General features: G+C 52.6%; 18 protein-coding genes, 3 tRNA genes, 1 rRNA gene and 1 riboswitch. All 22 genes read right to left on the bottom strand.

Translation table 11 applies throughout. The features are described from left to right. Positions 1 to 542: 542 nt before the first annotated feature. Positions 543 to 1,970, bottom strand: coding sequence for a cytosine permease (locus tag BMW41_RS10710; RefSeq protein ID WP_031474381.1), 1,428 nt, complete (start codon positions 1,968 to 1,970; stop codon positions 543 to 545). A gap of 15 nt (positions 1,971 to 1,985) precedes the next feature. Beyond that, positions 1,986 to 2,219, bottom strand: coding sequence for a hypothetical protein (locus BMW41_RS10715; RefSeq protein WP_207646883.1), 234 nt, complete (start codon positions 2,217 to 2,219; stop codon positions 1,986 to 1,988). Positions 2,220 to 2,405: 186 nt separating this feature from the next. Next, positions 2,406 to 4,184 (bottom strand): phosphotransferase, encoded by a 1,779-nt coding sequence (locus BMW41_RS10720; RefSeq protein WP_074650096.1) that lies wholly within the window; start codon positions 4,182 to 4,184, stop codon positions 2,406 to 2,408. 205 nt (positions 4,185 to 4,389) lie between these two features. Beyond that, complete coding sequence (locus BMW41_RS10725; protein WP_074650080.1) at positions 4,390 to 7,419, bottom strand: YidC/Oxa1 family membrane protein insertase; 3,030 nt, start codon at positions 7,417 to 7,419, stop codon at positions 4,390 to 4,392. A gap of 255 nt (positions 7,420 to 7,674) precedes the next feature. Next, complete coding sequence (locus BMW41_RS10730; RefSeq protein WP_074650081.1) at positions 7,675 to 10,545, bottom strand: YidC/Oxa1 family membrane protein insertase; 2,871 nt, start codon at positions 10,543 to 10,545, stop codon at positions 7,675 to 7,677. 2 nt (positions 10,546 to 10,547) lie between these two features. Beyond that, on the bottom strand, positions 10,548 to 11,795 hold the full coding sequence (locus tag BMW41_RS10735; protein WP_074650082.1) for a CDP-glycerol glycerophosphotransferase family protein: 1,248 nt from the start codon (positions 11,793 to 11,795) through the stop codon (positions 10,548 to 10,550). 488 nt (positions 11,796 to 12,283) lie between these two features. Further along, positions 12,284 to 13,162 carry an HAD family hydrolase gene (locus BMW41_RS10745; RefSeq protein WP_074650084.1) on the bottom strand — a complete coding sequence of 293 codons (879 nt, stop codon included), beginning with the start codon at positions 13,160 to 13,162 and terminating at the stop codon, positions 12,284 to 12,286. Between the two features lie 27 nt (positions 13,163 to 13,189). Further along, positions 13,190 to 13,843, bottom strand: a complete 654-nt coding sequence (gene thiE / locus BMW41_RS10750; RefSeq protein ID WP_074650085.1) for a thiamine phosphate synthase — start codon at positions 13,841 to 13,843, stop codon at positions 13,190 to 13,192. 21 nt (positions 13,844 to 13,864) lie between these two features. After that, positions 13,865 to 14,686 carry a hydroxyethylthiazole kinase gene (gene thiM / locus BMW41_RS10755; protein ID WP_074650086.1) on the bottom strand — a complete coding sequence of 274 codons (822 nt, stop codon included), beginning with the start codon at positions 14,684 to 14,686 and terminating at the stop codon, positions 13,865 to 13,867. A 287-nt stretch (positions 14,687 to 14,973) separates the two neighbouring features. After that, positions 14,974 to 15,082: riboswitch (TPP riboswitch) on the bottom strand. A 56-nt stretch (positions 15,083 to 15,138) separates the two neighbouring features. Next, on the bottom strand, positions 15,139 to 15,858 hold the full coding sequence (locus BMW41_RS10765) for a response regulator transcription factor (protein WP_074650087.1): 720 nt from the start codon (positions 15,856 to 15,858) through the stop codon (positions 15,139 to 15,141). A 28-nt stretch (positions 15,859 to 15,886) separates the two neighbouring features. Then, positions 15,887 to 16,774, bottom strand: a complete 888-nt coding sequence (locus BMW41_RS10770) for a helix-hairpin-helix domain-containing protein (RefSeq protein WP_074650088.1) — start codon at positions 16,772 to 16,774, stop codon at positions 15,887 to 15,889. Positions 16,775 to 16,899: 125 nt separating this feature from the next. Next, positions 16,900 to 17,748 carry a bifunctional 5,10-methylenetetrahydrofolate dehydrogenase/5,10-methenyltetrahydrofolate cyclohydrolase gene (locus BMW41_RS10775; protein WP_074650089.1) on the bottom strand — a complete coding sequence of 283 codons (849 nt, stop codon included), beginning with the start codon at positions 17,746 to 17,748 and terminating at the stop codon, positions 16,900 to 16,902. A gap of 42 nt (positions 17,749 to 17,790) precedes the next feature. After that, positions 17,791 to 18,120, bottom strand: coding sequence for an AzlD domain-containing protein (locus BMW41_RS10780; protein WP_074650090.1), 330 nt, complete (start codon positions 18,118 to 18,120; stop codon positions 17,791 to 17,793). Beyond that, the gene (locus BMW41_RS10785; protein WP_074650091.1) at positions 18,110 to 18,838 is read right to left on the bottom strand and encodes an AzlC family ABC transporter permease; all 729 of its coding nucleotides are present in this window, start codon (positions 18,836 to 18,838) and stop codon (positions 18,110 to 18,112) included. The genes BMW41_RS10780 and BMW41_RS10785 overlap by 11 nt, the downstream gene beginning before the upstream one ends. Positions 18,839 to 18,876: 38 nt before the next feature. Next, entirely contained in the window at positions 18,877 to 19,179 is a 303-nt protein-coding gene (locus tag BMW41_RS10790) for a hypothetical protein (protein WP_074650092.1), read from the bottom strand. A gap of 162 nt (positions 19,180 to 19,341) precedes the next feature. Continuing rightward, positions 19,342 to 21,060, bottom strand: coding sequence for a single-stranded-DNA-specific exonuclease RecJ (recJ, locus tag BMW41_RS10795; RefSeq protein ID WP_074650093.1), 1,719 nt, complete (start codon positions 21,058 to 21,060; stop codon positions 19,342 to 19,344). A gap of 227 nt (positions 21,061 to 21,287) precedes the next feature. After that, positions 21,288 to 22,118 carry a M48 family metallopeptidase gene (locus BMW41_RS15015; protein ID WP_242870342.1) on the bottom strand — a complete coding sequence of 277 codons (831 nt, stop codon included), beginning with the start codon at positions 22,116 to 22,118 and terminating at the stop codon, positions 21,288 to 21,290. Continuing rightward, the gene (locus tag BMW41_RS10805) at positions 22,048 to 22,383 is read right to left on the bottom strand and encodes a barstar family protein (protein ID WP_074650094.1); all 336 of its coding nucleotides are present in this window, start codon (positions 22,381 to 22,383) and stop codon (positions 22,048 to 22,050) included. Before BMW41_RS10805 ends, BMW41_RS15015 begins: the two co-directional genes overlap by 71 nt. Positions 22,384 to 22,772: 389 nt before the next feature. Next, a tRNA-Arg gene (locus BMW41_RS10810) sits at positions 22,773 to 22,846 on the bottom strand. 310 nt (positions 22,847 to 23,156) lie between these two features. Continuing rightward, positions 23,157 to 23,230: transfer RNA gene (locus tag BMW41_RS10815), tRNA-Ile, on the bottom strand. Between the two features lie 20 nt (positions 23,231 to 23,250). Beyond that, positions 23,251 to 23,323: transfer RNA gene (locus tag BMW41_RS10820), tRNA-Asn, on the bottom strand. A gap of 67 nt (positions 23,324 to 23,390) precedes the next feature. Next, positions 23,391 to 23,714, bottom strand: a 23S ribosomal RNA gene (locus tag BMW41_RS10825); the annotation flags it as partial.

Raw genomic sequence — 23,714 nt, forward strand, 5'->3', positions numbered from 1 at the left:
CTTGCTGCCTCCGGTCACAACAACAGACTGATCTCTCAATTCGTAATCCATTCCCCATTCCTCCTTTTATTCTGTATACCTATAGGATATATATGTTTTACAATCCATCATAAGCATATTTCCGGATTTTGCAAGGATATTTCAGAAATATTTCCTGTGACAGAACAAAGTCCGCAAGCGGACTTCGGCTCCCCCATCTCCTCAGTCCTGAGGGGAGCCCGGCGGACTTTGCGCGCCGCCGCTGGTCACCGTTAGGTGACAGCTTCCTTACAGCGGCGTGCGCATCCTCGCGGAGCGTTTTTGTTTCATAGGGAATTTCGGAGAAATTTTCTATGAAATAAAAACGCAGCCATCCGCGGTTTCCCTTGAGAAACCGGCAGAATGGCTGCAGGATAAATCGGATCTGTTTCCACAGAAATGGATCGTGTCACCCGATCAATGTGTTTTGCAAATGTGCTTTTCTAAATTTGTTTTTTCCAAATTTGCTTTTTCAAATGCACATTTTAAATGCATTTTTTCAAATATGCTTTTTCAAATGCGCTTTACACAATCTCCAGATCGTTCCGGTCCTTCAGCATGTAGCTCTTCAGCGGAGTAAGGCTCGCCACATAGTAGAGAAGGCCGCCGAAGATCGCGTCGAAGCCGCTTCCGGTTGTCACAAGGAAGATCGGGCTCTGTGCGGTGGCTGTGATCGGATTGTATACGAAGAATACGGTCACAACGCAGGAAATGATGACGCACGCCAGGCCGACCAGATTGAAGCCGTCCGTGAACTCATACGCGTCGTGTCCCTGCATGTGATATGCGGATTTCAGCGAAATCTTTCTGCGCTTTACCATCATGTAATCGACGATGGACATGCCGATGATCGGTGCCTGAATAAATGCCGCAATGGAGATAAACGCACCGAAGTTCTCTTCTACTCCGCCCCATACGGTCAGGAACGCGACATAGATGCCGGTCAGAATGACGAGCATGCGGTAGTTAAGTTTCGGAAGACCGCTCTTGATGATCATGCAGTTTACATAGGATCCGGTTCCCTGTGTTCCGACATTGGCGAAGGCCACAAGCAGAAGGGAAAGGAGCGCGAAACCGCCGCCGCAGAGTGTCGCGAGCATTGCGGTCGGATCACTCTCGTAAACACCGGTGCGGACAAACATGGCCAGCGCCATAACGCCGCCCGCAAATACGAAGAACGGTGCCACAACGCCGTAGGCAAGTGTGGTCGCCCAGTAACCGCTGCGCTCGGTTCTCGCAAGGCGCGGCATAACCAGTGCCTGTGTGGACCAGGAGAACGCAAATGCAACATTTCCCTCCGCGGATACCATGAAATTCATCAGAGGACTTGTGCCCGGCTCAAGAACCGGCTGAACATTCAGGATGTCGCTCAGCGGAACGGCACTGAAGCAGAGGAATACGATGATGACACCGACCCCGAGAAGCGCGGTTACAAGGAAACGGTTCGTCCACTTGATGACTTCCGGTCCGCCGACTGCGATGAGACAGCCCAGGAAAACGCACAGAACGCCCAGAACCGGTTTCCAGACCGTCGGATCGAGAGCGAGTCCCATGTTGCCCGCAAGGTTGATCATGGACGAGGAGAAGAGGCCTGCTGCCACGGCATACCAGCCGAAGTTTGCAAGGCTGATGACGGTTGCAAGGATGGCAACGCCCTTCTGTCCGAGAACGGAGCGGAGCCAGATCCAGAGGTCAATTCCGTAGCGAACGGCGAAGAGCACCGGAAGGCACTCGAGGGTTACCCAGATCAGGTTGAAGCAGAAAATGTTGATGAGCATCTGCTTGAAGCCGAGGTACTGAGCGACATACGCGCCCTGGGTGTAGCACCAGGTCGCGATCGCAAAGCCGCTGGTGGAGAGAAACAGATCGAGGAAACTGTACTGACGATCCTTCTTCAGCATCGGAACGACGCCGGTTACCGTTTCCTGTGCGATATAATCGGAATGGTTCATTGGTTTACTCCTTTTTTACTTGATTACTCCCGTCATGCACATGGCGATCAGCACGAAGCTGACCACGCAGATTCCGGTGATGATTACCCAGTCGATGGTTCTCAGCTGTTTCGGAAATTCGTAATCCGGCTTCTCCATCTCCGCGAGACGCTTTTCGGTCTCATCATAGATGAGTTTTCCGATATCCTTCGACTTGCTGTCTGCATTTACTGCGGCGTTCGGCATGCTGCCGGTCAATTCATTTGCCATAGTTTTCTTCCTTTCTCTGTTTTGATTCTTGTCCATATTCTCAACCTCGCTCTGTTTTAAGCGCTGTTTTCGTGTCACGGATTCCCTTTCGGACCGCTTTTTTCTTTATGCACGGTGTGCGTTCCGCCTCCGCCCAAACAGACGGCGGTCTCCGTTCTCATACAGATGAAACGTTTTCAGCCAATCTCATATGGTTTCATACATCGCAAGCGCGGCTTTTCCATACATCTTCGTGTGGCGGTACCAGAGGTACATCCACTCGCCGACGGTCTTTCCGACGCTGTCCTGATATAAGGACCATACGAACCAGTAGTAGGATAAAATGCCGGCGTATGCCATGTAATGGCGCATCACTTCATCGCCCGGCACTTCGTCAAAATAGGTGGTGATGAGGTCTTTCGCCTCGTCCACGCTGTAGTCGGAACATGCGATGAAAGTTCCGAGATCAACCGCCGGATCCGCCATGCCGGAGTATTCCCAGTCGATCAGGTACATTTTTCCGTCTTTTCCGATCAGGAAATTCGGATCATAACTGTCTGCATGGCAGAGTGTCTTCCGCACGCCATCCGCATCGGTATAACCGCGGAGTTCTTCGATCATCTGCGCCAGATCCGGCGCGTCTGTAAAATCGTCCCGGTTGCTTGCCCGAAGGGTCTCCTCAAAGGTTTTGATCTGTTTCCAGATATCAAACTCAAATCCGGTGTCGACACCGGCCGTGTGGAGCCTGCGCAGCATCCGCATGGCTTCTTTAACCTGTTTTTCGTTGTGGTAGTCGAGCGTTTTCGCATCCTCGACAAAGTAAGAAATCTTCCAGCCTTCCTTCGCATCCATATAGATGAAGGTGTCATCGAGCCCAAGTTTTCCGGCCGCCTCCATGGATCTCGCCTCACTCTCGCGGTTGATGTAGGCGTTCGTTCCCACCCCCGGATGACGGTATACATAATCTTTTCCCTTGCAGGTAAAGAAGAAACTGAGGTTGGTCAGCCCCGTCTTAATCGGATGGATGTGCTCGATGTCTTTCTCTTCACAGTGAAGCACGCCGCAGATGTTTTTAAAGATTGCGGAGTGAGTGTGATTCCAGTAGGACTCGTCAAACTGACGAAGCTCATCCAGCGAATCAAATTCTTTGATCTCCTCCTCGTCATATTTCCGGATGTAGAGATCCAGCTCTTTGATGTGCTGGATATAGAGATCCTCCCAGAGCATCTGTTTGGTGGCCGGCTTCTCGTACTCATTTTTCAGGATCTCCGTGAAGCGGCGGCTGAATTCGCGGTCCCAGTATACATGTCCCAGCATGTACCACGCGCTCCTCCCGCCGATATCAACCTTCGTGATGCGGCCGTCGCGGGCGGTAGTCAGACAGTACTCGTCGGTCTCCCCCGGCGCGTAAACAGCGGAGTAATATGCCCGATAGACGTATTTTTCAAACGGATTCTTCGTAAAATAGTTGTCGGAAGAACAGATGTAGGTGTTCCCCAATTCCTTCAGAACCCGCATGATCGTGGATGTGTTGTTGTAGCGGTAATAGTCTTCGTTGACCACAACGTCGATTCCGAATTTGTCTGCCAGATAAAAGAGTTTTTCTTTCATATATCCGGTCACAAGGATGATGTCATGGATGCCCGCCTCCTGAAGCTGACGGATCTCACGCTCGATGAGAAGTTCGCCTTTTACTTCCATGAGCGCCTTCGGCTTCTCATAGGACAGTGGCGCAAACCGGGTGCTCATGCCGGCCGCCATGATGACCGCGTTTTTGACGCGGTACGGCTCCAGCGCTTTCCGGCCGTTTTCGGTGAGCATGTTTTTCTCATCGATGAGCCGCTCGTCTTTGAGCGCAGCCAGAAGCTGATTGGTCTTTCCAAGCGCGAAGCCGACCGATTCCGCGATCTCCCGCTGCGTATATTCCGCACTTCCGCTTTCTTTTTCAAGATAAGCCAGAAGCTTAAACTGATTTTCTGATAACATGTTATTTCCTCTTTTGTTCTGATGGAATCCGCGCATTTTTTTCATCCCGGATTCTGATCAGTCGTTCTTTGTTCACATTTTTCCTTGACTCCAAAAAATATGAACAACCGGTGAAAAATCTGCTCCCGTTTCCGCAGAAACAGGAGCAGTCTCTAAAAAAACCTCATGTATCATAACACATTTCCGGAAAAATGGGTATGACATTTTAATTTTTGTCTGCCTTGTCGGTTATATCTGCTTTGCCTGTCTTATCCTTCCCGACATTGTAGATAATCTTCGACTTCTTCGGTTTCTTCGCCGCATCCAGCGGGTCGGTGCTGTTCTCCGCCATTACCGTCCAGTTCTTCCGGTTCCACATATCATCGTGAACCGCAAACCAGGTCGACGGTGTAAACTGTGTTCCGTTGTTCGTGGACGCATCCCAGTCGTCGGAGCCGATGACATACTGCGGGTGGGCGGTCTTTTCGCTGTTGTCGATCACCTTTCCGGTAAACGGGTTCACCGGATTCTCAATGACATCCTTCAGCGCGAGAGTCGGCGTGTCCGCATTGGTCATAAATGTATCATCGGTTTTAAATCCGGTGGCACCGAAATCTTTCACCATCAGAAGCGGAGCATAGGACTCGGCATCGTAGATGTTGCTGGAGCCGTCATCGAGAGTCAGCGCATCAAACTGCCACAGGTTTCGGCCGTGGTCGGCAACCAGAATGATCTTCGTGTTGTCATAGACACCATTTTCCCGCATGTAATCGAACCACCTGCCCAGCTGGATCATGGACGCCATATTGACCTCGTAATGGGCAAGACGGCCTTCCGTGTGAATGATCATATCGCGGTCTTTCGGAAGTTTTTTGTGCTCGATGGAACCGTTCTTCAGATCAAAGCGGTCGCGGTGCGTTTCATCGTACTCCGTGTTGTCGACATTATCCGCCGGTTCGTAAGCCGGCTCCTGAAGCAGCATCGGCTCGTGCGTGGAATCGTTCGTCATCATGAGGAAGGTGCCCTTGTTGCCTGCTGCGCCCACGTTTTCGTTCTGTCCGGCCTGTGCGGCGCTGTCTGCTGCCGGAGCGTCAGCTTCCGAATCACTCTCTCCTACAATCTCTGTGATGTCCGGCAGGTTCTTTAATACATTAAACGTATTCATAAATGCCGCCTTGAGGCCCTGGCTTCGGGAGATTCCGTCCTGGACCTGCGCGCCGTAAGCCGCCACTTTCTGCTCGGACTGGTTATACCGGCCGTTCTGATAGAAATACGGCTGAAGGATCACCGGCATGGCCTTCGTGAGACCGAAGCAGAAGAAATTGCGGTTCAGGTCGCGAACCTCCGCCGCCTTCTCCTCCGGATCATTGAAGCTTCCCTTTGTGTTGAATGTGCGGATATCCGGATAATCGTCGTAGATTGTCAGATCCGGCACCCAGGCGTAACTCGCGTAGGTCGGATCGCAGACCGTGACATCATATCCGTTCCGGTCAAAGAGAACCGGCATGACTTTGAGCGCCTCGTTCTGCTTGTCCGCGAGAAGCTCTGTCTTTCGCCTATTCATCTCCGCCGGCGTATACTCATAACCGCCGAAGAGTCCCGGCGTTCCGAAGATCGTCGAGCCGCCGAAAGAAATCGTATTCGGATAGTAAGTAAATCCGTCGAATTGTTTCTTTAATTCCGGTTTTTCATTAAATATATACGGTACAAAGGGCCCCATACCGCGGTCGAGCATGAGAACGATGACATTTTTTCCGGTCTTGCTGAGCGGGATCGTCGCTTTCTGTTCTTCGCCCTGCGCGAGAAGACTTTCCGCCTGCTCTCTCGCCTCTTCCACCGAACCTCTCGCAGTGACAAGCTGGAAAACGGTCATGGTGGAAATCGCAAGGGATGCGGTCAGAACCGCGCCGCGGATGTGTGTGCGGATGGCCATGACCGGCTTCCGCGTTGAGCACATCCTTGTCAATCCGGAAAAACGCGGCGCGAAATGGTCCTGAAAGACCATCACGATCCCAGCCGCAATCATCAGAATGAGAACCGTGTTGAGAATCTTTTCCGCGAGAGAAAAACTCATTCCGTCATCGTACTGCAGCGCCGTGGAGAGATTTCCCAGTCCCCGTCCGAAGAACATATAGTTCACCAAAGCCGTGAGGCAAGCGGTCACCATCAGACGCTCAAAGATCACTTTGCCGTGATCATTGGCCAGCCAGTAAAAGACTCTCATCCAGACGCAGAAAAATCCGACCGCTATGCAGAAGCTGTAACCTACATACCACAGTGGATTGTGGAAGGCATGAATATCAATAAACTCCTGCGGGGAGGCCTGAATGACCGCCGCCGGAATCGCGCCGCCGATCAGCATCGCAAGAAAGAAACCGCAGGTGCGGAAGAGTTTCCGGTTCGGACGATATGCCTGCAGCCTGTCCTCCGGCGGCATTTCCCCGGCGGCAGGTTCTCTATCCATAACGGCCTGTTCTGCATCCGCAGGCATTAATCCGAATGCGGTACCGTCTGCCGCAGAATCCGCTTCGCCCTGATCGGACAGCGCCCTCTTTGCCGCGCGCCGCTGCTCCCGCTTTCTTGCAATGATCTTATAGACAATGGTTTTGACCAGCGAGAAGAGGTTATTCAGCGTCCAGTAGAACACCAGACCCGCCGGGGATGTGTAGAGGAAAAAGAGGAAGAACAGCGCCATCACGTTCAGCTGAATCTTCGTCTTTAACGGGTACCCCTTTGTGAAGATCGCGCAGGAGATCAGATTCACCCCCGTCATCAGAAACGGCAGCACATTGATCTGCATCCCGAAGGCATGCAGAAGCGCATCCGGTGAGCCGAGATCCGCGATGGGACCGAAACTGACGCCCTGAATCGTCACCAGATTCGAGAGAAAACGGTATGCCGAGATGAAGAACGGGATCTCCAGAAACAGTGAAACAGAGCCTTTGATCGCATCCGTCGGACGGTAGTTGTTCTGGCGGTAATAGGCATTCAGCATCATCATTCGCTCGTCGCCGTCGAACACCTTTTTGATGTGATCGACGCCGCGCTTCAGTTTTTTCTCCATATCCCGCGCCTGGGCCTGAACCGCATCCGCGCGGTCATAGAGCGGAAGAACGAGAATGTTGATCGCAAGGCTCAGGGCAATGATGGAGAGCCCCGGGTGATGCGTAAACCGGTTTGCCGTGACAAATATGACCTCAAAGAGAAGCCGCAGCGGCTCAATGAGGATCGTGTAAAGAATATCAATCATGTTCATAACAATCACTATTCAATCTTTCTAAATTCAACATCTCTTTCTGGATTCTAAATCCAAAAAAGCAGATTCATCCGGTTCAAAAAAATCCCGCCGGATGCTCCGACAAAACCGATGGATCCGCATGATTACTGCACACGGATCCATCCAGATTATCTGTTTTGCTGTATTTACGCGCTTCCCTTCCGGAAAAAAACCGCGGATTATTTTATCACGCTGTGTGGTTCTTCATTTCCGCTGCGCGGGGTCATCCAGACGTCATTTTTCCGGGAAGACAGCCTCATGGTTCAGCACATTCCAGTTCTCCGGATTCCAGATGTCATCCTTCACCGAAATCCAGGTATCCGGCATAAACTGTGTGCCGTCATTCACGTTGACGTCATAATGGTTCGATGCAAGGATGTACTGCGGATGCGCCGTCTTCTCCGCGTCTGTGATCTCCTTTCCCGTGAACGGATTCACCGGATCCGCGATCACATCCTTCACCGCCAGCACGGCGGCATCGGCGTTGGTCATAAAAGTGCGGTCTGTGGTGAATTCCTTCGCGCCGAAGTCCTTCACCATGAGAAGCGGGCAGTAATACTCCGCATCGTAGATATTTTCCGAGCCTTTGTAGGTGTCATATCCGTCGAGAAGAAGCTGCGGGAAACGCTTTCTGCCGAAGCCGTGATCCGAAACCAGAATGATTTTCGTGTTGTCGTAAACGCCCTGCTCCCGGAGATAATCAAACCATTTTCCGAGCTCGAGCAAAACGCCCATGTCCGTTTCGTAATCGCCGTACTGCAACGATCCCTTGACCTCCATCTTCCGACCGTTCACAGTGAAACGGTTCCGATGCACCTTATCGTACTCTGTATTGTCGACATGGCTGCTCACGGTGTAGTCCGGCTCCTGCAGGAGAACACTGTTGTGCGGCGAATCATTCTGCATCATGAGAAAGGTTCCCGCCCCGGTACCGTTGTCAGCGGAACCGGATTCTGTGTTCTGCCCTCCTTCTGTTCCCACGATCTCCGTGATCTCCGGAAGCTTCTGCAACACTTTAAAACTGTCCATGAAGGTCTGGTTTACGCCTTCCTGTTTGGAGGTTCCGTAAATCACCTGACCTTCGTCCTCCGACGCCGTATGTTTTTCTCCCGGCGCCTGATTGTATTTTCCTGCGTTGTAGAGATACGTTCTCGCAAAGAGCGGAGACGATTTCATCAGCGCATAGAGAAAGAAATTCCGCTGGTTGTCCGCGCGGACGCGCTCTGCGCCGCTGTGATCGCTGAATTTTCCCTGAGTGATATAAGCGTGGATATCCGGATAATCATCGTAGATGCTGACATCGCTGCTCCACTGATAGTTCGCATACGGCGGGTCCGTGACAGTCACGTCAAATCCCGCTTTTTCAAACATCACCGGAAGCACGCGAAGCGCTTCGTTATGCTTGTCGCAGAGAGATTCCCGATCACGCTTATTGAGTTCCGCCGGCGTATACTCATATCCGCCGAAGAGCGCCGGTACACCGAAATTCGTATGTCCGCCGAAGGAAACCGTGTTCTCGTAATAGGTGAATCCGGCAAACTGTTCCTTCAGTTCCGGCTTCTCCTGCATCAGATACGGAATGTGGGTTCCGAGGGCGCGGTCCAGCATGAAGACGATGACATTTTTCCCGGTCTTTGAGAGCGGAAGAACCGGATCGGAACCGGTCGCGCGGATCGCATTTGTCTGCAGCGACTGCGTGCTCTTCATAATGATGTGTCCGTGGTTCACCGTCATGACGCTGAGAGCAATGACGCCGGTAAGAATGCCTGCCGATACATGTTTTTCGGTCTTTCTCCAATGAAGAAAGACGAGGATCACCGCGCCGGCTGCGATCACTGCGGCAAGATTGAGGAAAATGTCCGGCATCAGGATGTTCGGCACTTCTTCATACCGGAGCGAGTTGCTGAGATTGCCGTAATCTCCCGGAAAGACCATATAGTTTACGGTCGCGGCCGCGCAGAACACGGCAAGGATCCGCTCCAGCACAAGTTTTCCCTCCCGGTTGGCGATCCCGTAGAATACGCCCATCCAGATCAGGAAAAAACCGGCGGCGGTCAAAAGCGAGATTGCGATGTAAAGGAGCGGATTGTAATAGGAAAACATCGAGACAAATTCCTGCGGACTTGCCGCGATGACACCCGACGGGATATGACCGCCGAGAAGCAGCGTCAGGAAAAGACCGCAGAGACGGAACCGAACCGCGTTCGGCTCCATTTGCCTCCGGCCCGGCCGGTCGGAATGCCGCGCTGTGATGCGCTCCGCCATCCGGAGTTCATACGCCATCCGGAAGAGCGGCATCATGAACCCGACGCCGATGATGGCAGTGACAATCCGGCGTTCCGCAATATTGTCGTAAAAGAGGAGGCCATAGACTGCCAGCGCCGCACCGCACACGGCAAAGAGCACCGCCAGCACCTCTCTCGGATGTTTTAATTTATAGAAGATCGTCTTGATCAGCGAAAAGAGGTTGTTCAGTGTCCAGTAAAACACAAGCCCCGACGGCGAGGTGTAGAGGAAAAACAGAAAGAACACCGCCATGGCGTAAAGCTGTATCTTTGTGCGGACCGGATATCCTTTCGTGAAGATCACGCAGGAGATCAGATTCACCGCCGTCATGATGATCGGGAGAAGGTTGACCGGCTGCGGCAGGGCCCCGATTGTGATCAAGCCGTCCGCATTTCCCAGATCGGCGATCGGTCCGAAGCTCACACCGTGAAGGGTCTGCAGTCCGGACAGAAAGCGGTAGGCCGCGATAAAGAACGGGATCTCCAGAAACAGGGAAATGGATCCCTTGAAGGCATCCGTCGGCTTATAGCTGTTCTGGCGGTAATACGTCTGCAGCACCATCATGCGCTCGTCGCCGTGAAACACTTTTTTGATGTGCGCGACACCCCGGTGAAGTTTCTTTTCGATGTCGCGTTCTTCCGCCTGCACCGCATCGGCGCGGCGGTAAAGCGGGAGAACGAGGAAATTCATCGTAAGACTCAGCACGATGATGGAAAATCCCGGATGATTCGTAAAACGGTTCGCCGTGACAAAGATGATCTCGAAAAAGAGCTCCAGCGGCTTGATCAACAGGGTGTACAGAATCGCCGATACGCTCATCCCTATGCCTCCTTATCCGGACGTTCCGCAGGATTCAGTTCACGGTATTTCTTCATCAGATAATCCACCGTGCGGACCGCGCCCTCGCCCATGTGCTCCCATGCCTCGCTTCTGGCTTCGTCTCTGCCTTTCGCGTAGCGCGTGTCATTCAGGCATTCGTCGATGATCGAGTGCAGCATCGGCAGATTCAGTCCGTTCAGCTCATGACCGATGCGCGGAAGGATTCCCGTCGTCCAGAGCGGTGTATCCAGCCACCAGGCGTCATAGACACTGGTGTCAATGTTGGCTGCCGTGTAGATAACCGGCTTATCGTAAACCATTGCAAATTCAAAGATAACGCCGGAGAAATCGGAGATCAGAATGTCCGAGCGGCGAAGAACCTCAAAGTTGTCATTGTCACGGTTCCACTCAATCCGGTCGGATTCCGGATATCTCTTTTGAATCGATTCGATCATCTCTTTCTCCGCGGTGTAGGACTGCGGATGCGGGCGGACAATGATATGGTATCCGGTCTCCAGAAGAACCTTCAGAATCTGATCGCCATATTTGGAGAAGATCGCTTCCGGTCCCCAGGACGGAGCGAGCAGCACGGTGATCTCGTGCTTCGGTGCCGGTCCCGCCTTCTCAAAGCGCGCTTTCATCTCATCCATATACGGGATACCGACCTCAATCAGGTCCTTGGCCGGAAGATTTCGGAGTTTTTCCAGATTCCGCACATCCGTCGCCTGATATTCGCCGGAGAGAAGAATGGAATCATAATAATCGATGCCGAACATGCGGTAGAGCGTCGCCTCACTCGCCGCGTGAAGAATGTGAACGTAACACTGCACTTCTTTGGAGCGCTTCCACTGATAGACATCCAGTCCCGGCGTCGTGGAAAGGACAATGCCGGCCTTCAGAAAGTTCAGTTTCGCAAACGCGCGGTTTCCCTCGCCGATGAATTCACCGCGGATATGCGGATACGGATTCTGAAGTCCCGGATCGTCCGGCGATGCCGTCATGTAGACGACGTCCACGCCGCGCTTGTCAAACTCCCGAAGAACGGGCTCGAAAATATTCCAGTAGCGCTTGTGATCGGCAAACACCACATACGGGATCCGGTTCGCATTCATGTCGACCTTTTTTCCGCCGCTCAGGATGAAGCGGAGCTTTACAATCAGCATCCGCGCGGAATAGATTCCCGCACCGACAAGTCCGATCAGAATGGTAAACAGCATGCTTCCCGTGCCCGGGTCAATATATAATCGCATAAGAAACTCCCTTTATTTGTAAATATCTCTCTGTGCTTCACCATCGAAGCGAAGCGTGCTTCGCGGGTTTCGGCTCATCACCATGGCAGCGGCGTGCGCACCCTCGCGGAGCCTTTTTTGTGGTATGGGATATTTCGGAGAAATAACCCATAACGCAAAAAAAGCAGACCGTGTGAACACAGTCTGACTTATTATATACTTATTATTATGTTTTTGGAATAAGGTTTCACGTTTCTTCGGATTGTTAATCCGCTGTTTATCTGTGATTTTTCTGCAGTTTTTCCTTTTGCACAGTATATACATTGAAAATTACCCGTTTCCGCATATACTGTACGGATTCTTTCGTCATTATGTTTCCGGATTTTTCGTCGTTTCAAATGTGCTGTCGTCTTTCTTCGCATTTATCAACATCGGTTTTGTCCGGTATGAAAGTCTGATATGTTGTGTATCCCGGTCGCAGAATGTACCATTCCCATTTCAGTCATAGCTCAGAAGTCAAAAGGCTCCTGCTTTTCCGCCAGCAGTTCCCGGTAATCGGAGATAAAGCGGTCACTGAGTTCGCAGATCTTCTCCCGGTCCCCACGGCTTGCCGCATCCTCCACGCCGACGGTAAAAAAGCCGGCAGACTTTGCGCTCCGGACCGCAAAAAAGGTATCCTCAAAGACGGCAAATTCCGACGGAATACGTTGGCTCCGTTTTTTCGGTTCATTGGACGGACTCTGCTCCGGTACTTGGTGCGTCTCCTCCGCAGAACTCTCTCTGTCGATCACCCGCTGCAGAATCCGGGCCGCTTCCCGGTAGATCACCGGCTTCGTTTTATCCGTCTGAAACTCCGAGCAGGTCACGATCCCGCAGATGCAGTCATCCAGCCCGAGCCGCCGGAAGGCGGCGTAAACCAGTTCTTTTTCATTGCTCGTCGCAAGAATGACCGGGATTCCTTTTTCCTTCATTTTCCGGAGAAAACCGGCCGCACCGGGCTTTTCGGTGACTTCTTCCCGGTAAAACGTATCGATAATTGACAAGATATGTCTGCAGACCTCTTCGTTGCTCTCTTTCAGTCCGTAGTGATCGATCAAATACTGTGCCGCCTGCACCGTCGTTTTCGGGAAAAGAATCCGGTCCAGCCCGTCCTCCGCAAGAATCCCGTGTTCCGCCAGATACCGCCGCCCCAGATCGGTCCAGATCCCCATGGAATCCAGAATGGTTCCGTCGACATCCATGATACAGCCGCAAATCCGCCGGGGCGGCATCGCACCGCCTCCTGACGTATCATTTTTCTCCGTTCTCTCCGTTCTCCACGGGGCCTGCTCTTTGGGCCTGTTCCGTTCTTCTTTTTCCTTCTGCTCTGTCTGTTCTTCTGCCTTCATGGTAGCACCGCTCCTGCTGTGATCGATTTACATTCTTTCGGCAGAGCGAACCATCTGCTCTACCGCCGTCTTCAATTCTGCCGTCGCGCCGGGAATATCCTCCTTCGAAAAGATGGCGCTGATCACCGCCGCACCGACAATTCCGGTTCCGGAGAGCTCTCCGACATTGTCCTTTGTGATTCCGCCGATCGCGATAACCGGGATGGAAACGGCCTCCACAATCGCTTTTACCGTGTCATAATCGACTTCTTTTGCATCATCCTTCGAACCGGTCGGAAACACGGCTCCGACACCGAGATAATCCGCTCCCGCTTTTTCTGCGCGGATCGCCTGTTCAACCGTCTGAGCGGAAACGCCGAGAATCTTGTCCGGTCCGATGAGTCCGCGGACATTGCCCGCTTCCATATCACTCTGACCTACATGAACGCCGTCCGCCCCGACCTTCTGAGCCAGCAGAACATTGTCATCCAGCACAAACGGAATGTGACGTTCCCGGCAGAGGGCTCCGATCTCCCTTGCCTCCTGCTCAAAGTTTTCCTCATCCAGTTCTTTCTCCCGGAGCTGAATAAACGTCGCCCCTCCGTCGATTGCCTCTTTAACCTGATCGGTCAGTGTTCTTCCGTTCAGCCAGTGGCGGTCGGTGACCGCATAGAGCAAAAGACTCTCTTTGGTACAATTCATGCTGCCTTCTCCTTTTTCCTCTCAGCGAATCTCATATCTTGCACATTTATTCAGCATCGCCCCGGTCATATTGTATACGGCGTCAATGATACGGTTCCGGTAGGTTGCATTGCCGTCACCGTCTTCCATGCGGCTCCAGGCGATCTCCCCGGCCACACCCATGGCGCAGACTGCGGCGGCCGCCGCCCCCAGCATCTCGCGCGGATTTGCACAGATATACGCATTGATCAGCGCGCCGAGCTGACAGCCCGTTCCGGTAACCTTTCCCATCTCTTTTTTGCCATTCCGAATGACAAAACACCGCTCCGCGTCTGCCGCCAGATCGATCTTTCCGGTGATCACAACGATACACTCCCTGGCTTTCGCAAAATCCTTGGCAAACTGTACCATAACATCCAGATTGTCTTCCGTCACAACGTCCGCGGCTGACGCGTCGACTCCTCTCGTCGAGCCGGAACCGTCCGCCAATGTCTTGATCTCGGAGATATTTCCCTTGATCACATGAAAATGAAGGGACTCCATGAGATCCATCGCCGTTTTGGTGCGATATGTGCTCGCCCCCGCGCCCACCGGATCCAGCACCATCGGATGTCCGAGTCTTTCCGCGGCTCCGCCCGCGATGTTCATGCCGCGGACTCCCCGTTTGGTCAGGGTGCCGATGTTGATGTAGAGCCCGGAACAGATCGAGGTGATCTCCTCGACGTCACGGGGCTCTGAGGACATGATCGGGCTGGCGCCGGACGCCAGAAGCATATTCGCGACATCGTTCACGGTCACATAGTTGGTGATGCAGTGAATTAACGGCGAATTCTGATGAACGTTTTCCAGATACTCTCCTAACATAGTTTTCCCCTTTCGCTGATTCTTTTGTTGCTTCTTTCGCTGCCTCTCTCGTTGATTCTTTTGTTGCTTCTTTCTTTGTTTCTTTCGCTGCCTCTTTCGTTGATTCTTTCGTTGTTTCTTTCACTGCCTCTTTCGTTGATTCTTTCGTTGATTCTTTCCTTTTCGTTTCCGGGATCAGGCCCGGGCCGGATTTATCCCGGTTCGTATCTGATCTGCCGCTAAAGTCTGAATGGCTGTTTGACGCAGACAGGGCAGAGCCCTGATGGACGCTGCCCTGTCTGCGTTTGAAATAATATTCTTCAAATCCCTACGTTGGCATTATCCAAATCAGGTTTCGGTCGAAACGGTCCAGTTTCCTCTCAGCCCGCTGCCGCGAGCTCCCGCCGGTTGCAATATATCAAAGAAAACACGGATTATATCAGTATCTCTCTTGAGCCTTCGGCTCCGGAGTCTTACGCCTGGAAGTAATATCCTACTCCCCATTTGGTGTGAACATACTTCGGATCGCTCGGCTTTGGCTCAATCTTCTCGCGAAGCCTTCTCACGTGAACATCCACCGTGCGCACATCTCCGCCGGATGCCGCGGCACGGTTTCCCCATACCAGTTTCAGAAGATCCTCACGGCTGTATACCTTGCCCGGATGTGTCATCAAAAGCTCCAGAAGATCAAACTCTCTGGCTGTCAGGTTAATCTCCCTTCCCGCTACAAAAACCCGTCTCGTCTCCGTGTTGATCTCCATATCCGATGCCTGGATCACCGCTTTTTTTACATCATTTCCGGCACTGGCCTTCTCAATCGCCTTCTGTGCCTTTGACGCGCGCCGCAGGATGCCCTTGATTCTTGCCTTGACCTCAAGAATATTGAAGGGTTTCGTGACATAGTCATCCGCCCCGCTCTCAAGTCCCATGATTTTATCCATGTCCTCACTCTTGGCCGTCAGCAGAATGACCGGCATATCCGAAAATTCCCGGATTGCCTGAAGCACTTCCATTCCGTTCATCTTCGGAAGCATCACGTCAAGAAGCACACAGTCATATTCCTGTGCTTTCGCCAGTCCCAGTGCCTCTTCTCCATCGTACGCACAATCAACCTCGTATCCGTCCTGAAGAAGGCTGAACCGGATTCCCTTTACGATCAGCTTTTCGTCATCCACTACCAGAATCTTAGACATTTTTCTTCCTTCCTGCTGTTCTCCTCATCTACACTGCGATCCGGTCTTTGATCTTCCCGAATGCGCCTTTCTTAATCCCGGGGACCTGCATGATCTCCTCGATGCTGCCGAACGGTTTCTTCGACCGGTAGGCGATAATATCCTCCGCACGGCTCTTTCCGATTCCGGGAAGCTGCTGCAGTTCCTCTCCGGAAGCGGTGTTGATATTGATTCTGCCGCCATTTTGCGGAGAACCGTTTCCCTGCCCAGCTGCCGCCGTATGAGTTCCACCGGCAATGCCGGTCTCCCCACTCACCGCCTCGTTTTTGCCCGGCACCCGGATCTGCAGACCGTCACTCACAAGCATGGCAAGATTTACGGCATCCTGCGCCGCATCCGGAGCAAAACCGCCTGCTGCCGTGACTGCATCGCAGATTCGGCTCCCCTCCGGCAGGTAAACCACGCCGGGCGAGACCACATGTCCGCAGACGTACACTGCAAATTTTTCCGCATCCGGCTGGAGTTTTCCGGAATCGGGGCCGGAGTCGGGGACTCCTTTGCCGGATGATGCGGTTATTTGTCCGTCTCCACTGCGCGAACCGGCCGGAGCCGGATCACGGCCGGAACCGTTCTCACTGTCCGGTCTCGCATCACCGGTCCGAAGCGAATCTTTCCCGCCGTCGGACAGCTTACCCGGATCTGCATTTTCCGGACCTGCGTTTCCCAGTTCTGCGTTTTCCGGATCTGCGTTTCCCAGTTCTGCGTTTCCCAGTTCTGCGTTTTCCGGATCTGCGCTCTCCAATGACTGCTCTTCGCCGTCAATAACAAATGCTGGCTGTCTCCGTTTTCCCGGCCCTGCAAGATACGCCGCCGCCATGATCAGAAATGCCGCCGCCATCACCGAGATCCGGATCCATTTTGTTTTTTTCAGATTCATTTTCTCCCTTTCTCTGTAAGAAAACGGAGAAAAAGCAAAATCCTGCCTCCTTATATTTTAACGGAGACAGGACTTAATGACAATAGCCGCGGGCATTCTTTCTGCCCGGAAGATACCGGCATTTATTACTTTCTGCGGGATTTCGCCGCACGGAGAAGGTGCTCCGCAAGGATCGCCGTCGTGACACCGCCGACACCGCCCGGAACCGGCGTGATCATCTTCACCTTATCCAGAATGCCTTCAAAATCGGCATCTCCGCTGATATTGCCGTCCTCGTCGACATTGAAGCCGACATCGATGACAACCGCGTCCTTCTTGACATACTCGGCGGTAATCAGATCCTTCTGTCCCGCACAGGTCACCAGAATATCCGCCTCTCGGCACCGACGGTCCATATCAATCGTCTTGGTATGGCAGATCGTCACGGTGGCATCGTGCTGCAGAAGCATCATCGCCAGCGCACGGCCGACAACCTTGCTTCGGCCGACGATCGTCACATTCTTTCCCTTCAGTTCGATTCCCGCATGCAGAAGAAGACGCACGATCGCCTCCACTATCGCTGCCGCATAACCTCTCGCGTCCCAGCTGAAGACCCGCGCCACATTGATCGGTGAGATACCGTCGAGATCCTTCATCGGATCGATGGTGCCGTAAACTTCCTCTTCCGAGATGTGCTCCGGGAACGGACGCATGAGGAGAATTCCGTCGATGGCATCGTCGTCGCTGATCGCCTTGAACTCACGGACAAAGTCCTCCGTCGTGATAGATTCCGGGAAAACGTAGGACTTCGCATCCATTCCGTAGGCCTTCATGCGGCGGACCGCATTTCTCTCATAGGCAATGCTGTCCGGTTTCTCACCGATGCGGACCGTTGCCAGCATCGGCTTTTTCTCCATAGCGGAGGCCTCCGCTATGAGGTTTTCTTTGATCTCTGCGGCCAACGGCGCACCCTTTAAAATCTTATTTGTCTCCAAGATGATGTTTCCTTCCTGTTTTTCCTGTTTTCCCTGTTTTCCTTACCCAACCATCATGCCGGATATCATCTCCGCAATGTAGACTGCAGCGATGGCCGCCAGCGCAACCACCACAAGGCTCTTTCCCCGATAGCCGAGGAAACACGCCACCGCCGTTCCGACCAGTGCCGAGCTGATGGATCCGGTTGAGAAAAAGACGTCCGGAAAGGTCAGTGCGCCCAGCACCGCAAACGGTGTGTAATCCAGAAATGACCGGATAAACCGGCTTTTGATCTGTTTTCGAAATACCGTTACCGGAAGAACCCGTGGCAGATAGCTGACGAAGGCCATGATGGCCACACAGATCAAAACTCTTGTCAGATCATACTGCATGTCTATCCTCCTTTTCTTCCGGCATGTCTTTCGGGAAAAATTTTGCGCCGATCGACGCCCCGAAGACCGTCGCAATGATGATCCGGAATCCCGCGGAAACAAAGGAAAAGACCGGAATATACCGCAGGAACAGATTCATTGCGACCGCACAGCAGATCACGATGAGAACATTTCTGCTCTTTCTTGCCGGCGGAATAATCAGCGCAATAAACATTCCATAGAGCGCAATTCCCATCGCGCTTCGAAGCTCCGGTGTGAGAAGTCCCGTAATGGAAGCGCCGGTCCACGTTCCGAGTGTCCATCCGACCGTCGGAAGCGTGATCAGCCCCATCAGATACGGAAAGCGAAGTGTTCCGCGCTCCAGCGAGGCCACAACAAAGGTTTCATCCGTAATTCCGTATGAAAAAAGGAGGCGCTTCAGCGTCCCCATCTTCTGATCGATTCTCTGAGAGATGGAAAGCGACATCAGCATATACCGCAGATTGATGATCAGCACGGTAAGCCCGATCTCAACGTACCCTGCCCCCGCAAAGATCAGATTCGTTCCCGCGAACTGTCCCGCACTGGTCAGGTTGGTCAATGAGACAAGCACGGCCACCCACACCGGAAGGCCGCCCGCAACTGCCATGAATCCATAGGTAAATGACACCGGAAAGTACCCGAGGCCGATCGCCAGACCGCCCTTCAGGCCAAACATGTACGCCTGTTTCCAATCCATTTTGCTTTCCGCCCCCTTTGGCGGTCATTCATTTGTTCTCAGTTTCTCTTCCACCCGGCATAATCCGCATCATGACACTGATTCAGCCACGCGATTCCGTCTTCGATTCCTTTCTCATCAAAAGAAAATGTCTCTGACTTTTTCTGGTCATCCGACGTGAAATCATAGGCAAACGGCTCCGGCCATTGGACCACCCGCAGGACCGTCTCCTCCTTCGCGTCTTCTCCTTCTCCGACGGTGACGACTGCTTTCTCCATTCGATAGCGCATCCCCTGATAGCTCCCTGTAAACTTTTCCAGTTTCAGAAAACTGATCGGCATCACATCGTCCCGTTCAATCATTCCGTCTCCTCTCTGACCATTGTTACATATTGTAGCAGAAGTTATGGTTTTTGTTAACTACTATTCCTTCAAGGAATCTTATATAATATCAGGTAATCGTCGTTATTCATTTAATGCATACTGCGAAAAAATGCGGATCAGACGGTTCCCCGGGCGGCTTTCTCACCGGAACCGGTATCGTCTCACCACGGCCTGAAGACTCTTTCTGCCATTATATTCATTGATTTCCGGATAATAAACGATGTCCACTGTGGTCCGGCCGCCGCGTTCTTCCTCAAAGCAGTCTCCGCCAGTGAAGACAACCGCTTCCATCGCGTGACCGTCCGGCTCCACCAGCGTCATTTTGACCACATTCCGGTTTTTCCCGAGAACGCGGCAGCTTCGGATACCGAGTCCCGCCTCCGCGAAGATCGGTTTGTCATTGGCCTGGCCGAAGGGTTCCAGCATTTCCAGCTCCCCGATCAGTTTTTCCGAGACATACCCGATCGGCATCGGCACATCGATCCAAATCTTCGCCGTCAGATCCGCATCGGTCAGCCCGCTGTTTTCGTTGAGTCTTCTGCGGAATTCGTCCACATTTTCGCGGTCAATGGAAAGCCCTGCCGCCATCGGATGCCCGCCGAATTTCAGAAGAAGATCTTTCACCTCCGTGAGTTTTGCGAACATATGATAATTCTCGATGGAGCGCCCCGACCCCTTGACAGACGTCTCCCCGTCGGTCAGAACGATCGACGGCTTCTGATATTTTTCCCGCAGCCGTCCGGCAATGATGCCGGCCAGCGACTCATGACATCCCGGAAGGTACACCACCAGAACCTTGTCGTCTTCGTACTGCGACTCCACGATCTCCGATGCGCGAACCGTCTCCTCTTCGGTCATGTCTTTCCGCTCATCGTTCAGTTCCACAAGACGTTTGGACAGCTCCTCAATGGCAAACGGATTCTTTGACAAAAACAGCTCTTCTGCGAGGTCCGCCGACTCCAGCCGGCCGCCGGCATTGATGGCGGGGCCAATCACAAAGCCAATCGTATACGCGGTCAAAGCGTGCTGCCCCGCCCCGGTCTTTTCGATCAGCGCGCGCAGTCCCGGATTTTCGGTGCGCTCAACCGCCGGAAGACCGTATTTTACAATGATCCGGTTTTCATCAATGAGGGGCATCACATCACCGACCGTGGCAATAGCCGCAAAATCCAGATATTTCATCCAGTCGCTGTCCGGCCGGCCCGCATTTCTGAACAGCACCGCGATCAGCTTCCATGCGACTACCGCGCCGCAGATCTCCGGGAACGGATAACCACTCTCCGACATTTTCGGATCGATCACGACATCCGCCGGCGGAATCACTTCCCGGTCTCCGTCTTTCGGAATCTCATGGTGATCCGTGACAATCACCGTCATTCCGGAAGTCTTTGCCTTTTCGACCTGAGAAAACGCGCTAATGCCGTTGTCGCAGGTGATGATGGTGTCAATGCCGTCTGCCAATGCCTCATCGATAATGGCTTCGTTGATGCCATATCCGTCTTTGATGCGGTGCGGGATCCGATGATCAACGTCCGCGCCGAGGGCCGAAAGGGCTGACACCAGAATATACGTGGAGCAGACGCCGTCAATGTCGTAATCCCCGACCACGCGGATCCGCTTCTTATCCCGGATCTTCTGAAGCAAAATCTCTGACGCCCTGTCCGCGCCCCTTAGAAGCGCCGGATCGTACAGATCCTTCAGTGTACCGTTGAGATACCGGTCAATGGCTTCGTCTCCGACAATCCCGCGATTGGTAAGAATGCGGGCCAGTACCGGATCAATTCCAAACCGGTCCGCGATATGACGGAAATCCGCTTTTTTTGTGTATACCATCCATTGCTGCGGCGCTGTCTGTGCCATGTCCTTATGCTCCTGTCTACATTAACCTGTGTCTGTTTTTCTGAGAATTCGTTTTCCGCTCTTTCCGGTTACTCCCTGCACGTTTTCTTTCGTTTCCGGATACGCGGTCGTTTTGGGATCGCCCCGCTATTTCCGGCTCACACGGTCGTTTCCGGATCGTACGGTCGTTTCCGGCTCACACAGTCTTTTCCAAATTTCGCGGTCGTTTCCGGATTCTCCGGCAATTCTCAGATATGATATTCCTTCAGTTTTTTTCTGCGCTCTCTGTAATCCGGGAGAATGCTCTCCACAACCGCCCAGAATGCCGCGGAATGGTTCATTTCCTTCCGGTGGGCGAGTTCATGAACGATCACATAATCCCGGAGTTCCACCGGCAGAATCGAAAGCCGCCAGTTGAAATTCAGGTTCCCCTTCGCCGAGCAGCTTCCCCACCGGGTTCTCTGATCGCGGATCGAAACCCGGCCGTAGGTGACGCCCATGCGTCCGGCATAATGCTCAAGCCGCTCCTTCAGAATCGGGACGAAGGCGTTTACCTTTTGTTTTATCTCATCCCGCGATAATTCCTCCAACTGCGTTCCGCTTTCCCGTTCAGACAGCTTTTTCGCCATATGCTGGACAATCCACGGAAAATGCTTCCGGGCCAGTTCTTCGACATCCTTTGTCTTTGTACGCATCGGGGCTCGAAAAACCAGATTGCCCTCACGGCCGATCTCAATGGAGATGGTTGCGCGGCCGCTCCGGATCATCTGATAGGGAATCCGGTACTCTTCCGCCGGTTCGTCCGCAAAATCCGCATCCGTGCGGCTCAAAAACTCATCCGGCGTATACTCACGCGGTTTTCCCGCGTTCAAAACAGACGCCAGCATCTGTTCAAAGGATCCGCCAAGCTGGCCCGGAAGCGCGTCGAGTGCGCGTCTTCCCGCTCCGGCTTCATTTTTCGCTATTTTCTTTATGATGCCTGCGCTGACAAGCTGATGTACCTTCTTATTAAAGTCCGAGCTGTCCGGCCATGCCCCAATTTCTCGGATCTTCCTGGGATTTATCCGCAAATACTGCATAGATTGCATCTCCCTCTTCCTGGATCGTCTCCGCACATTCCTCCAGGATCTTTTCCAATCGTTCACCGGCCTCCGCCATCGATGAAGATGCATCCGTGCAGTGTGTGACACGAATGCAGCCGTTGCCGACATTGCCTTTCAGCAGATTGCGAAGCGCATCCATCGTCATGGCGTAGTCTTTCGGAAAGTCAAATTCCTTTGCAAGAATCTCGTGGATTTCCTTCTCAGACTGCATTTTATTCAAATCGATTTCAATCAGTTTCATCGTTTTCTCCCCCTGTTTGATCGGTTGGTTCAAAACGTAATTATAAATGATTTTACCGTGAAAGGGAACGGGCAAATCTGTGAGAGCGATGCGGACTATGCGTGGCGCCGCTGGTCACCGTCAGGTGACAGCTTCCTTGGCGAAGCTCTTAGCGACACATATTCACTTAGCGGCTTTGCCGCCTTAGTGAAATAGCGTGCTGCGGTTGGTCTTTCCGAGCTTAGTGCGTGCCATGGAAATTCACTTAGCGAGTTTTTTCTCGAGCTTAGTGAATTTGCTTACAGCGGCGTGCGCATCCTCGCGGAGCGTTTCTCGTGTCACAGGAAAGTTCTTCGAAGTTTCCTGTGACACAAAAAAAAGGCTCCGGATTACTCCGAAGCCTTTTACCATGCGTGTGACATGATTCGAACACGCGACACCTTGGTCCGTAGCCAAGTGCTCTATCCAGCTGAGCTACACACGCATTTCCAACTGATCTCTCAATCAGAACAATGACTATTATATACCTTTCGTTCTGAATGTCAAGCAAAATTATAAAATTATGAATATTTAATTTGAAAAGGCATTTCCAATCCCTTTTAGCGGCGTGTGCATCCTCCCGGAGCGTTTCTCGTGTCACAGGAAAGTTCTTCGAAGTTTCCTGTGACACAAACGAAGTGAAACACGCTTCGCGAGCTTCGCTCGTGATCGCGTCAATCGTCAAAGCCTCGTGCAAGCTCAGGCTTTGGCTCGTTTCTCGCAAAAAAAGAGGCAGCATACGCCGCCTCCAATCGTGGACCTTCAGGGACTCGAACCCGGGACCTATCGGTTATGAGCCGACTGCTCTAACCAGCTGAGCTAAAGGTCCAAAAATGTGTATAAAAAAAACTCCTCCAGTTGGACTTGAACCAACGACATCGTGATTAACAGTCACGCGCTCTACCGACTGAGCTATAGAGGAATAAAGGTAAATGGTACATACCTTCAAAACTGCTTACTGATTGAAATATTCCGATTTTTGAAACCTTCTGGATAAGCCCTCGACCTATTAGTGACAGTCAGCTGCATGCATTACTGCACTTCCACCTCTGCCCTATCAACCTCATACTCTCTAAGGGGTCTTACTTCTTACGAATGGGATATCTCATCTTGAGGGGGGCTTCACGCTTAGATGCCTTCAGCGTTTATCCCCTCCCGGCTTGGCTACTCTGCCATAGGATTGATTCCTAACAGATACACCAGCGGCCAGTCCATCCCGGTCCTCTCGTACTAGGGACGGCTCCTCTCAAATATCCTGCGCCCGCGCCGGATAGGGACCGAACTGTCTCACGACGTTCTGAACCCAGCTCGCG

Origin of the sequence: [Clostridium] aminophilum, from assembly GCF_900101295.1 — a bacterium.
GTDB lineage: Bacteria > Bacillota > Clostridia > Lachnospirales > Lachnospiraceae > Clostridium_R > Clostridium_R aminophilum_A.

Excerpts from the sequence above, each read along its gene's own strand:
- BMW41_RS10710 (WP_031474381.1), bottom strand. The coding sequence starts at position 1,970 with ATGAACCATTCCGATTATATCGCACAGGAAACGGTAACCGGCGTCGTT.
- BMW41_RS10715 (WP_207646883.1), bottom strand. The coding sequence starts at position 2,219 with ATGGCAAATGAATTGACCGGCAGCATGCCGAACGCCGCAGTAAATGCA.
- BMW41_RS10720 (WP_074650096.1), bottom strand. The coding sequence starts at position 4,184 with ATGTTATCAGAAAATCAGTTTAAGCTTCTGGCTTATCTTGAAAAAGAA.
- BMW41_RS10725 (WP_074650080.1), bottom strand. The coding sequence starts at position 7,419 with ATGAACATGATTGATATTCTTTACACGATCCTCATTGAGCCGCTGCGG.
- BMW41_RS10730 (WP_074650081.1), bottom strand. The coding sequence starts at position 10,545 with ATGAGCGTATCGGCGATTCTGTACACCCTGTTGATCAAGCCGCTGGAG.
- BMW41_RS10735 (WP_074650082.1), bottom strand. The coding sequence starts at position 11,795 with ATGCGATTATATATTGACCCGGGCACGGGAAGCATGCTGTTTACCATT.
- BMW41_RS10745 (WP_074650084.1), bottom strand. The coding sequence starts at position 13,162 with ATGAAGGCAGAAGAACAGACAGAGCAGAAGGAAAAAGAAGAACGGAAC.
- thiE (WP_074650085.1), bottom strand. The coding sequence starts at position 13,843 with ATGAATTGTACCAAAGAGAGTCTTTTGCTCTATGCGGTCACCGACCGC.
- thiM (WP_074650086.1), bottom strand. The coding sequence starts at position 14,686 with ATGTTAGGAGAGTATCTGGAAAACGTTCATCAGAATTCGCCGTTAATT.
- BMW41_RS10765 (WP_074650087.1), bottom strand. The coding sequence starts at position 15,858 with ATGTCTAAGATTCTGGTAGTGGATGACGAAAAGCTGATCGTAAAGGGA.
- BMW41_RS10770 (WP_074650088.1), bottom strand. The coding sequence starts at position 16,774 with ATGAATCTGAAAAAAACAAAATGGATCCGGATCTCGGTGATGGCGGCG.
- BMW41_RS10780 (WP_074650090.1), bottom strand. The coding sequence starts at position 18,120 with ATGCAGTATGATCTGACAAGAGTTTTGATCTGTGTGGCCATCATGGCC.
- BMW41_RS10785 (WP_074650091.1), bottom strand. The coding sequence starts at position 18,838 with ATGGATTGGAAACAGGCGTACATGTTTGGCCTGAAGGGCGGTCTGGCG.
- BMW41_RS10790 (WP_074650092.1), bottom strand. The coding sequence starts at position 19,179 with ATGATTGAACGGGACGATGTGATGCCGATCAGTTTTCTGAAACTGGAA.
- recJ (WP_074650093.1), bottom strand. The coding sequence starts at position 21,060 with ATGGCACAGACAGCGCCGCAGCAATGGATGGTATACACAAAAAAAGCG.
- BMW41_RS15015 (WP_242870342.1), bottom strand. The coding sequence starts at position 22,118 with ATGCAGTATTTGCGGATAAATCCCAGGAAGATCCGAGAAATTGGGGCA.
- BMW41_RS10805 (WP_074650094.1), bottom strand. The coding sequence starts at position 22,383 with ATGAAACTGATTGAAATCGATTTGAATAAAATGCAGTCTGAGAAGGAA.